The organism is Paenibacillus sp. J22FR21, from assembly GCF_056269135.1.
Map to the genome: position 1 here is coordinate 788,246 of NZ_JBWDNJ010000003.1, position 11,866 is coordinate 800,111.

An 11,866-nucleotide genomic window follows, 5' to 3' on the forward strand; every position below is an offset into this window, starting at 1 on the left:
AGTTGCTGAAAGCGGTTACGGAAAGGGGGGGCAGGGTGATTAACTTAATGATAGTCGATGATGAAGAAACGACACGTGATAGTTTGATGGAGTTGGTGCCCTGGTCCGATTGGGGAATTACAGAGGCGCACTCGGCGGAGAACGGCAATGCGGCGCTTGCGCTTGCAGAGAAGTTCAAGCCGTCGATCTTGCTGACCGATATTCGCATGCCGAAGATGAATGGCATTGAGCTGGCACAGAGAATCCGTGGCCTTTACCCGGATTGCGAGATCATATTCCTAAGCGGTTTCTCGGACAAGGAATACTTGAAGTCGGCTATTCAATTGCATGCAGTTGATTATCTGGACAAACCGGTCGATATGGAGCAATTGAAGACGCTGTTCACTGCGGTGGTGAAGAAGATTGTACATGCAGCAAGCAAAACCGTAGATATCCAGTACCGGCGCGAAGAAATGGTGGTGGATGTGATCTGTAACAAAACGGATCTCTCCGTGTGGATGGATCGTGTTGACACCAGCATCCTGCCGTTAACGAATGGTGAACTATACCGCGTCTATACGTTTCTGTTTAATTGGTCCTCTACCGCTGCAGAAGATGAGAAAACGCTGATGAAACAGCGTATTCTGCACCTGCTGAATCATGCGCCAACAGATATGAATCGGAGATATATCGCTGGATTCGTGGGAGATAGACGCTTGGCGATCATCGCGAATGATGACGACGAATCGCAGCCCAAGCATGCAGAGGCTTTCGCGCGGCATTTGCTGAACCGGCTTCAAGAGGCTGCCCAAGGCGCCTATTCTCTGACTGCAGGCTGCAGCAATCAAACGGCCCGAACCGATGAATTCTCCGTGCTGTACAAGGACGCGTCCGAAGCAGCGAAGCGTCAATTCTACTCGGGGACGAATCGGATCTATTATCCGAATTCCGCTGCGCCTGCCTGTTATGAGCCGGACAAGTCCGCCTATACCCGCTTTAAGAAAATGCTCAGAAGCGACCCGCCTGAAGCTATTATCGCTTATGTGAATCAGATGACAGAGGCAATTGCCGCAGCCGTAGACCCCGACACGAATAAGATCAGAAACCTTTATTTCAATCATTTGCGAATTCTGTTTGAAGTGACGATGCAGTGGGATGCGGCCGATTCAGGCGATGAGCAAGAAACGACCTATATGTGGCGGGAAGTCGATACGCGCATTACGCTTAACGAGCTTGCCGAGTTTCTGCGCTCTAATATCGAAATGACGATGCAGAAGCCGGAGAGCAAGGCAGGCGGCATCGAGAAGGTAGAGGAGATCAAGAAGTACATCGCAAGCCACTACGACAGTAATCAATTGTCGATTCAAACCATCGCCGAGCACACCTTTCTGAGCCAAACGTACTTATGCGCTCTATTCAAGAAATCAACCGGCCGTACGATTAATGAATTCATTACGGAGCTTCGAATCGAGAAAGCCAAAGGGCTGCTGCAGGACCGCAATAAGAAGCTGTACGATATTACAACCGAGATTGGGCTCACGGATACGAACTATTTCTCAACGCTGTTCAAGAAATACACAGGCTCCACACCATCCGAGTATAGAATGAAGCTGCTCTATGAGAGTTAACATCTATCGCGATTTGAAAATGCATTATAAGCTTTTTCTGCAATATTTATTGCTGCTTGCGATTCCGTTCACTTTGTTCATTATCGTGAATTACCGCATCTCGTCTAAGGATCTTGAGGCGCAAGCAAGGTATTCCTCCCGGCAAGTGTTCGAACAAAGCCGTTCCTTTATGGAGTTTAAGCTTTATGTAGCCAAGAACTTCTTAACCATCCTAGCGTCGAATGAGAAAATCCAAGATATTTTGCATCGGAATGCCAGCTATTACTTCAACAGCTATGGCTTATGGAGCTTCGATGTTGAAGGAATCCGCAAGCAATTTTATATCACTAAGCCAAGTGAAGACATTATCAAAACAAGCTTGTATACCTCTCAGGCCGTTGCGAGCACGAACGAAACCGATGATGTGATGAGCACCGATCGGATCGCGGACACCGCCTGGTATGCGAATTTGAATAAGAGCAGCACCACCTTTGAGGTTTTCCCAAGCATGATCCTGCTGAATGATTTGCAGAAGGAGAAGACGCCGACGTTTACGATCGCAAGAAGCATCTTCGATAACGAAAGCTTCCAGAATGTCATTGGGGTACTCAGTGTCGACATGCCGAAGAGCATATTCGAATCCATTCTGAATCGAGTTGCGTTTACGAAGGAGTCCTCCGTATTTCTGATCAACCAAGCCGGCGAGATTCTGGTTCATTCCTCCCATGCGAATGCGGGCATGCTGTCGTTTAAGTCGGATATTCTGAAAGGAAGTACGAACGATCAGTTCAAGGAAGGCGTCTGGGGCAAGCGGGTTTTTGACAATGCAGAGTATTTGGTTGGCGCACAGATGGTGGAGGATTCGGAATGGTATTTGGTCAGCTTGACCCCGTATAAGGAGATTCTGGGCTCCCAGAAGAAAGCGATGAAGCAAATGCTGGTCATTGCGTTCCTAATCGCGATGTTCCTGCTGCCGCTGGCTTTCCTTGCTGCTGCGTCCGGTACGCGCAGAATCCGCGGTTTGATCTCGCAGATGAAGAGTGTGAAGCAGGGGGATTTCGATCTTCACATCCAGCATGAGGGCAAGGATGAGATCGGGGAATTATCGCGGAACTTCAAGTCTATGATCGCCAAGGTTACTCAATTGCTCGATGAGAAATATGCGCTCGGGCAAGAAGTGAAGTCGATGGAGCTCAAAGCGCTGCAAGCGCAAATTAATCCGCATTTTCTCTATAATACGCTTGATTTGATTTACTGGAAGGCGATGCGCATTCAGGAGCAAGGGATCTATGATTTGGTCCAGTCGCTGTCCAAATTCTATAAGCTTAGCTTGAGTAAAGGGGAGGATATCGTCTCCTTGCGCAATGAAGTGGAGCATATCTCCGCCTACATTGACATCCAGAACGCGAGATTCAAGAACGGCATAACGCTGGCAATCGATATTTCGGAAGCGCTTTATGAACATCCGATGCCCAAAATCACGCTGCAGCCGCTGGTCGAAAATTCAATCATTCACGGCATTCTGGAGTCGGAAAGTGAAACGGGAACGATTACGATCAGCGCAACTACAAGTAACGGCAAGTTTGTCATTATGGTAAAAGACGACGGGGTAGGCATTTCGCAGGAGAACCTTGAGCGTATTTTCAATCGAGATCGAACGGATCCCTTCCATGGTTATGGCGCTAACAATATCAATAAGCGAATTAAACTGCTCTATGGGGAAGAGTATGGCCTTGTCTACAAGCGCAACGAGGGATCGGGAGTTACAGTCATAATCGATTTGCCGTTGTAAATGTAAGGCCGCCCCGCCCAAAGCCTTACCGGCTTCAGGGAGCGCGGCTTTTATGTTGTAAACGGGCGTTCGCTGTCTAAATTACTTTGCCATGTTGCGTAAGATTGCAAAGGGATCGTAATTTTCTCTCGTAGCACGGATTATGAAAACGCTTTATTATGAAAGCGTAACCAATAAACGACATTCGGTAAGAGGTGGATGAATGCAAAGGGCTCTGAAGAAAAAGGGATTCCTATACGAGATTATGAAAAACCGTATTCTCTATCTAATGTTTCTGCCCGTCGGGCTCTACTTTCTCGTGCTGGCATATCTTCCGATGCCGGGTATCGTCATCGCATTCAAGGAGTACTCTTACGATGGCGGTATCTTCGGAAGCAAATGGAATGGAATCGAAAACTTCAAATACTTCTTCGAATCGGGCAAGCTGTGGCTCGTTACGAAGAACACGGTGCTGTACAATCTCGTGTTTCTGACGGTTAGCACGATTCTATCGGTTATTGTCGCCATCCTAATTGCGGAAATGGTCGGCAAATACTTTAAGAAGACGGCGCAGACGTTCATGTTTCTACCGTACTTCATCTCCTGGGTTACCGTCTCGGCGTTCTTCTACAATATCTTTAATTATGATTACGGCGCGCTCAACTCATGGCTGAAGTCGCTTGGCGCAGAGCCGATCGACATCTACTCGAATCCGAATATGTGGCTCATCCTTCTGCCATTATTCTATGTATGGAAGGGAATCGGCTTCTCCAGCGTGCTGTACCTGTCAGCGATTATGGGAATTGATCATGAGAGCTACGAATCCGCTAAGATCGACGGCGCGAATTTGTACCAACGGATCTGGTACATTACCATTCCGATGCTGAAGCCGACTATCATTACACTGGTTCTGCTCGGACTATCCAGAATCATGCGCGGGGAATTCGATATGTTCTACCAACTTATCGGCGACAACGGCCTCTTGGCCGACACGACGGATATTATCGATACATTCGTCTTCCGCTCCCTCATCTTCGCGAATGATTTCGGAATGGCTTCCGCCGGCGGCGTCTACCAATCCGTTCTGAGCTTCTTCATTATCTACGCGGTTAACTGGGGCGTTAAGAAATGGAACAGCGATTATGCGCTCTATTAGTCACTCTCGGTTCGAGCAGGGAAGGCGGTTCAAGTCTATGAAAATGGGAAAAGACGTCATCACCTTTAATATCATCGCATTCATCATTGTAGGCTTCATTGGCATCGCAACGATATTGCCATTCATTATGCTTCTTGTGGGATCCTTTCAATCCGAGAGCTCGATCCTGCAGTATGGCTATTCGCTTCTTCCGCGGACATTTGACCTTGGCGCATATAAATTCATATTTCTGGAGCCCGAGAAGATCTTCCACAGTTATCTGGTCACGATATTTCTTACAATAGCGGGTACCGGAATATCCATCTTCTTCTCATCGATGACCGCATATGTGCTCGCCAGAAAAGATGTGAAATACCGCAATGGGATGGCCTTTTACCTCTTCTTTACGACCTTGTTCAGCGGAGGCTTAGTGCCTTACTACCTGCTGATGTCCAATTATCTGCAGCTGCGAAATACGATGATGATTCTGCTTTTGAACGGGATGTTTAACGTCATTTACATCCTGATTCTGAGAACTTATATCGCGAACAGCATTCCGGATTCCATCTCCGAATCGGCCAAGATCGACGGGGCGAATGACTTCTCCATCTTCATTAGAGTCGTGTTCCCGCTGCTAAAGCCGGCGCTCGCATCGATCGGGCTGTTCATCGCCCTCGGGTATTGGAACGATTGGTATACGGCAACGCTGTTCATTACCAAAGACAACTTGTTCCCGCTGCAGTACACGCTTTACCGAATTCTGAGCTCGACGACCTTCGCGAAACAGATGCTGCAGAATAACGGCGCTGCTTCAGCGATTGAACTCCCGCAGCAAACGGTGAAGCTCGCACTGACAGTTGTCGCTACGGGGCCGATCGTATTCGCTTACCCGTTCGTACAGAAGTATTTCGTTGCCGGTCTCACGATCGGATCAGTCAAAGGCTAGTCAAGTTTGGTTAATTCCGCTGCAAGCGGTTTAACATAGTTCATTCAATAATTGGGAGGTTAAACAAAGATGAGCAAGAAATCCAAAGCACTGAGTCTGAGTTTATCGCTTACGCTCTGCCTGATGTTAATCTTGTCCGCTTGTTCCAAGAATGACAATGGCAACAACAATGCAGCAAACAACAAGCCTGCCAATGAGACGAAGAACAATGCAGCGGCAAGCAACACGGACAACAGCGCAGGTACCAATGACACAGCAGCCGACAACACAGAGAAACCGCAATTGGATAAAGTGACGTTGAAATTCGTTCTTCTCGGCGAAGCTCCGAAGGATAACGATGCGGTCATGGCTGAAATTAACAAGAAGCTCGAAGCAGACATTAACGCGACGATTGAATTGACTTATATTCCATTTGCAGACATTAATACGAAGTATCCGCTCGTACTGGCTTCCCCGCAGGACTGGGACGTCATCTTCGGTAACGTCAACTACGGCTCCAACGCTTCCAAAGGCGGTTATCACGAAATTACGCTAGACGATGTAAACAAGTTTATGCCATTGACGGCATCAGCGACGTCCGAAGGCCAATGGACGGATGCCCGCGTTAACGGCAAAATCTACATGATTCCGCAAACGTTCAAGGAATTGGACGTGGGTACAGGCTTCATCCGAGAAGATCTTCGCAAAAAGTACAATGTACCTGAAATTAAAACCTTCAAAGACCTGGGCGCTTACTTCCAAGCGCTGAAAGACAATGAGAAAGGGATGCTTCCTGTCGACGGTTCTGCCTCTGATATTCAAGGCATCTTCGGCGGCTTGATGAAGAACTACGTGATTAAAGAAGCTCCATATATCACCGGTTTCTTCCCGGATGATACGAACTACACGATTACGGGCTTGCTAGACGATGCGTTCAAAGCGAAGTTTATCGATGCTGCCAAAACGATGAAGGATTGGGCTGACAAAGGGTTGCTGCCTAAGAACGCTTTCGCACAGAAGACAGCTGCGGCTGACCTTGCCAAAGAAGGCAAATCCGGCTACTGGGCGAATGCATTCGAGAACTATGCGCAATACAGCTCCGATATGATCGCTAAAGGCTGGGAGCTTGGCGCCGTCAACAACCTGACGGACAGCGGCGTCGTCATGACTCGTCCTGCTACCGGTAATGGTTTCGCATTCTCGCCGAAAACGAAAAACTACGAAAGAGCGCTCATGGCGATTGACCTGCTGCACCAAGACAAATCGTACAACATGCTGCTCGCATTCGGTATCGAAGGCAAGAACTATACGCTTAATGGCGACGGCAAGCTTGTTGTCGCTCAGGCCGATCCGAATCCGTATCCGATGTACGGCGCGGGCTGGTGGTCCAACAACCGTGACCAATGGCCGCCGCTTGAGAGCTATACGCAGCAATATATCGACACGAAGAAAGCGCTGCTTGAGAAAGCACAGCCATTCCTGCTTAACGGATTTAACATCGACACGACAAACATTAAGACGGAGCTTGCGAACATCGTGAACATCGATAAGCAATACTCTGCACCGATTCAAATGGGTCTTGTTAAAGACGTTGACGCCGCAGTAGCTGATCTGATCGAAAGATACAAGAAAGCCGGTGCGGAGAAGGTGTTGGAAGAAGTGAAGAAGCAAGCAGCGGAATTCGTTGCATCGAAGCAAGCGCAATAATATAACGGAAGAAGGTTGCTTAATGGGTAGCAGCCTTTTTTTTGAACAAATGGAGGTTTACATGGATAAGAAAAAGATGTTTATTACACCAACCACGCATTGGGACCGGGAATGGGTGATGACCAAAGGCCAATTCCAGGTTCGTTTGGTTCATTTGATCGATCGGCTGCTGCACATCATGGATGAACATCGGACTTATCGGTTTCTGCTTGATGGGCAAGCCATTGTGCTTGAAGATTACTTAGCCATCAAGCCGGAGCAGAGAGAACGGATGGCTGCGCTGATGGAGTCCGGCAGGCTGGTTACCGGTCCTTGGTATGTGCTGGCTGATCAGTTTATGGAGAACGGAGAGTCTACCATACGGAACTTGCTGATCGGCATGGACTTGATTCGGCAAATGCGCGGCAGGCCGATGATGCTCGGCTATGTGCCGGATTCCTTCGGGAGTATTGCGAGCTTGCCGATGATTCTGAATGGTTTTGGGATCCACTATGCCACGTTCGGGCGTGGACGTCCTCGCTGGGATGATGAACTGGCCGAGTACGAATTCTGGTGGGAGGGTCCTGCGGGTTCGAAGGTTTTGGCGGCCAATCATGGGTATAGTCACGGGGTTTTTCTAAGCTATCCGGATATTTGGTCCGATATTAGTCATCCGTCTTCGCTTGCTCCGGATGCGGAGATGACTTTGGGCAGCTTCCTTGAGGAGGCGCAGAAGCAGCTCGATAAGGCGGCTACATCGAATCTGTACATGTCCGTTGGAATTGACCACATGGAGCCTCGGCCATCCCTGCCGGGGATCGTCGATTATATCAATCTGCATCAAGAGGAATATGAGCTCAAGTACGCTATGCCGGAAGATTATCTGGCTGCAGTTGCAGCAGCGGCTGGCGGATTGTCCACATATGCGGGAGAGATGAGAGGCTCAGATGACCTTCCGATGGATTTGGTAGGCACGTTATCTTCTTATATGAGCTTGAAGCAGCAGAACGATGCCAGCGAAATTCTATTGCAGCGATTAATAGAGCCATTGTGGGTGATGGCTTCGAGCGCGAGCGGCGCAAACTATCCGAAAGGGCTCATTCAGAACCTATGGAAGCTGCTGCTTGCAAACCACCCGCATGATTCCATCTGCGGCTGCAGCCTGGACCAAGTTCATAAGGATATGCGGAACCGATTCGAGGAGATCGAGAACACCGGTGCCTATCTGATCAAGGATGGACTTCACCAACTGATAGGAGCTATTGATACCAACTCTCCGAATAATGATGCGATTGCAGTTGTGGTGGTGAACCCGCTTGGCCGCAGGCATGCCGGCCCAGTGAAGCGTTATGTGCGAGTTCCGAAGCGATTCAAGCATGATGCCTATAGGCTGGTTGATGAGAAGGGGCAAACCATTCCGGCGAGAATCCGCCATATCGTCGATAAGAATAAAGATTTGGAAAGCGAATATATGACTGCCGATATGCTGGCTGTGTTAATTTCGAAGACTAGCGGGGATACGCGCGCGGATAATCAGGTATTCACGGTATTGGAGATTGATTTTATAGCTGAGGAAGTTCCCGCAAACGGATATCGGACTTATTGGGTGAAGCCAGCCGGCATGCAGAACGAAGCTGCGCCAGCGGAGTCACTTCGATTGTGTGAAGACGGGATGGAGAACGAAGCCATCCAAGTTCGGTTTCGCAACGATGGGACATTTGACCTTCTTTATAAGCGTACAGGCCGCAAATATCGTAATCTCAATTACTTCGTGGATCGGGAAGAAACGGGCGATTTATATGATCATCATGAATTTGCAGACTATGATGAGCGCGATTCCAGGACGATCGGAGCGAAGTGGCAGCTTCATGAACATGCTCCGGATCGCATTGTCTATAGAGCCGAGATGAGCTGGGCGCTGCCTGAAGCGAACTTGAATGATAAACGATCCTCTGTACATGCTGAAGTTCCTATGACGATGTACGCAACTTTGTATGCGGGTATCGAGAGGCTCGACATTGCAATTGATATGAATAACAGCTGCAAGGATCATATGCTGAGAGTTGCTTTCGAGACGGGTCTGCACACGCAGTCGGTTGCGGCATACGATCATTTTCATGTTGTGGACCGGAGTGTCAGAGCTGCCGGAGGAGAGTGGAGAGATGAGCCGTTTCAAGAGTTTATTGATGTATCAGATGGACGAGAAGGACTCTGCCTATCGACAAAAGGACTTCCGGCTTATGAAGCAGTAAGTGCCGGTGACAGAGGAACAACTGTGCAGCTTACCTTAGTTCGGTCGGCAGGCAGCATCGGTCAAGCAGCCGGCGCCAATTATCCGGCTCCGGGCGGTCAATGCCAAGGTCCGCATCGGTTCGAATATGCGTTAATTCCCCATGAAGGGGATTGGCGGCAAGGACAATGTTTGGGGAAAGCTTCAGATTATCGCACACCTCTAATGGTGGAAGCGTCGCTGCAGCATGATGGGAATTGGCCATCTTGTGGCTCACTATTCTCCTTCCAATCGACAGGGAGCAGAGACTTGTTTATGAGTTGTCTTAAGCAAGCCGAGAATCGAAGCGGGTGGATTGCCCGTTTGTGGAATCCTTTACAGTCGGGGCACGTTCATGTTCAAAGCTCGTTCCTTGATGTGGATTTCTGCACGGCTTTACTAGATGAGAGTCTGAAGGAACAGGTGGAGGATGCAGCAGGAGAAGGCATTCCGATGAAAGCAGGAGAGCTTATCACGATTAAGCTTCAAGAGCGAATTCATGGACAAGAGGGAGAGCGATGATGGCCAACTATCAATTAACCTATGAGAACTATCTGGATAAAGTGTACGGGGCATGGCTGGGCAAGAGCATCGCCGGTACGATCGGCGCACCGTTCGAGGGCAGGAAGGAATTGTTCGATTACGAATACGACCCTCGTGCAATCGCTGAAATGCTTCCGAATGACGACTTGGATCTTCAGGTGTTATGGCTGCATGTTCTTGAGCAGAAAGGCGTTTATTTCACCTCGATGGACTTGGCCGAAGCCTTCTACGAGCGTTATCCTTTCGTGCCCGGTGAATATGCCTGGTTCAAGAAAAACTATAATCGCGGCATTTATCCGCCTGTATCGGGTGCTTTCAATAATCGCTATTATATCAACGGAATGGGCTGTCCCATTCGTTCCGAAATATGGGCTTGTGTCGCTCCGGGCAATCCCGAACTCGCAGCCGAGTTTGCCGGGCGTGATGGCATGCTGGACCATGAAGGTGATTCCATCTACGCGGAGCAGTATTTGGCAGCAGTTGAAGCGATGGCCTTCATCGAAGATGATCTCATGAAATTGCTGCGGGACGGGATGGTCTATTTGCCTGAGGGCACAAAAATCCGCCGACTAGTAGAGGACACGATGGCATGGTGCTCACAGGACCTGACCTGGCAGCAGGTTCGTTCTCGAATCATTCGCGATTACGGTCACCCGGACTGTACGAACCTCTATCAGAATATCGGATTTACGCTTGTATGTTTGTTTTACGGCAAAGGGGATTTTCTTGAAACGACGATGATCGCGCTCAATTGCGGCTTCGATACCGACTGCAGCTGCGCAACGGCGGGGGCTCTATTGGGCATTATATATGGTGCGCGTTATTTAATAGAGAAGCATGCCTTCTACGATACGAGCTACAAGCTCGACGTGAAAGTGACTCGCCGCTCTAACCAACTGGCTGATTTGGCTGAGGATACTTGCGTGGCGGGTTTGACTATCCTGAGGGAGCTTAATGATCGGATAGAGGTAAGCGATATACCGGTTGGACTAGGCTCCATTCCAGCGAACCAGCCGCAGCCTTCCATAGTGATCTCCGTGGATTATCAGGGGATTCCAGTCGTTGGATGGCGCGAAAGCAAGACGATCGCCATTGGTCTGTCGAACGAGACGGAGTATGTCGCTGTCGACCAATTGACAGTCGACTTGCCTGACGGCTGGCTGAGTGATTGGACTTCACAGCATATCGTTCTACAGCCGGGGGAGACCAAGTCCGTATCGCTCACGGTAAGCGTACCGGAGCAGATCACCTATCTATCGGAGAAAAATTTGCTGAAGGCCGCATTCGGCGAGTCTACCTTTGTCTTCGGACTGAACGGAGCACAGGTTTGGAAGGTGTACGGACCGTTTTGGGAAAATCATATCGACCTTCCACGCACGGAGCTCGGCGAGTGGTATTACGGCGCATTCCAAGGCACAAGGGACGAAGTCGCCGATTTGACTCGGCAATTCCATCTCAATACGAAGGCCGATGCGAGTAAAGATTATAGGAGCTTAGTCGATTCGTTGGACTATCGACTCGTGAATGTAACAGAGGACTTGTTCTCGGTATCTGATCTGATCGGCTTCCAGGGGCCTTGCGTCGTATACGCGGAGCGGGAGATCGAGCTTCCGGAGGGCCGAGAGGTTAATATCATATTCGGACATACGGAGGCCTACCGGTTGTGGATTAACGATCAATTAATCAGCGAGGCGGATCATCACGATTGGTGGACAGCCGAGAACCGGCATCACTCTGAGGTTAAGCTGCGTCAGGGGAGAAATACGATTAGGCTGCAAGCGATTCGGCGCGGGCGTCATGCGGATTACAGCCTAATCTTCACCGAGCTGGGCCAGTCGTTCCCGCATCATATTACGGACCTAGGTTCGTGGATCGAGCTCAAGTAGAGCAACAATCAAGCACTCGCTCGCTCCGAATCCCCACCTAAAAAAGATGGCAACAAGAGGTAACC

7 protein-coding genes are annotated in these 11,866 nt (G+C 49.3%); all 7 read left to right on the plus strand.

The window, feature by feature from the left end:
- The first annotated feature begins 35 nt into the window (after nucleotides 1-35).
- The 7 genes from AC0YNS_RS14120 (at nucleotide 36) to AC0YNS_RS14150 (ending at nucleotide 11,801) form a co-directional block, all read left to right on the plus strand.
- The gene (locus tag AC0YNS_RS14120; RefSeq protein WP_475781623.1) at nucleotides 36-1,607 is read left to right on the plus strand and encodes a response regulator transcription factor; all 1,572 of its coding nucleotides are present in this window, start codon (nucleotides 36-38) and stop codon (nucleotides 1,605-1,607) included.
- On the plus strand, nucleotides 1,597-3,378 hold the full coding sequence (locus tag AC0YNS_RS14125; protein WP_475781624.1) for a cache domain-containing sensor histidine kinase: 1,782 nt from the start codon (nucleotides 1,597-1,599) through the stop codon (nucleotides 3,376-3,378). The genes AC0YNS_RS14120 and AC0YNS_RS14125 overlap by 11 nt, the downstream gene beginning before the upstream one ends.
- A gap of 202 nt (nucleotides 3,379-3,580) precedes the next feature.
- The gene (locus AC0YNS_RS14130) at nucleotides 3,581-4,513 is read left to right on the plus strand and encodes an ABC transporter permease (protein ID WP_475781625.1); all 933 of its coding nucleotides are present in this window, start codon (nucleotides 3,581-3,583) and stop codon (nucleotides 4,511-4,513) included.
- A 37-nt stretch (nucleotides 4,514-4,550) separates the two neighbouring features.
- Nucleotides 4,551-5,438, plus strand: coding sequence for a carbohydrate ABC transporter permease (locus AC0YNS_RS14135; RefSeq protein ID WP_475781626.1), 888 nt, complete (start codon nucleotides 4,551-4,553; stop codon nucleotides 5,436-5,438).
- A gap of 69 nt (nucleotides 5,439-5,507) precedes the next feature.
- Nucleotides 5,508-7,124, plus strand: coding sequence for an ABC transporter substrate-binding protein (locus AC0YNS_RS14140; protein ID WP_475781627.1), 1,617 nt, complete (start codon nucleotides 5,508-5,510; stop codon nucleotides 7,122-7,124).
- A gap of 61 nt (nucleotides 7,125-7,185) precedes the next feature.
- Entirely contained in the window at nucleotides 7,186-9,894 is a 2,709-nt protein-coding gene (locus tag AC0YNS_RS14145) for an alpha-mannosidase (protein WP_475781628.1), read from the plus strand.
- The gene (locus tag AC0YNS_RS14150; RefSeq protein ID WP_475781629.1) at nucleotides 9,891-11,801 is read left to right on the plus strand and encodes an ADP-ribosylglycohydrolase family protein; all 1,911 of its coding nucleotides are present in this window, start codon (nucleotides 9,891-9,893) and stop codon (nucleotides 11,799-11,801) included. The genes AC0YNS_RS14145 and AC0YNS_RS14150 overlap by 4 nt, the downstream gene beginning before the upstream one ends.
- Nucleotides 11,802-11,866 lie beyond the last annotated feature (65 nt).

Coding starts and splice junctions, on each gene's coding strand:
- AC0YNS_RS14125 (WP_475781624.1), top strand. CDS start 1,597: ATGAGAGTTAACATCTATCGCGATTTGAAAATGCATTATAAGCTTTTT.
- AC0YNS_RS14130 (WP_475781625.1), top strand. CDS start 3,581: ATGCAAAGGGCTCTGAAGAAAAAGGGATTCCTATACGAGATTATGAAA.
- AC0YNS_RS14135 (WP_475781626.1), top strand. CDS start 4,551: ATGAAAATGGGAAAAGACGTCATCACCTTTAATATCATCGCATTCATC.
- AC0YNS_RS14140 (WP_475781627.1), top strand. CDS start 5,508: ATGAGCAAGAAATCCAAAGCACTGAGTCTGAGTTTATCGCTTACGCTC.
- AC0YNS_RS14145 (WP_475781628.1), top strand. CDS start 7,186: ATGGATAAGAAAAAGATGTTTATTACACCAACCACGCATTGGGACCGG.
- AC0YNS_RS14150 (WP_475781629.1), top strand. CDS start 9,891: ATGATGGCCAACTATCAATTAACCTATGAGAACTATCTGGATAAAGTG.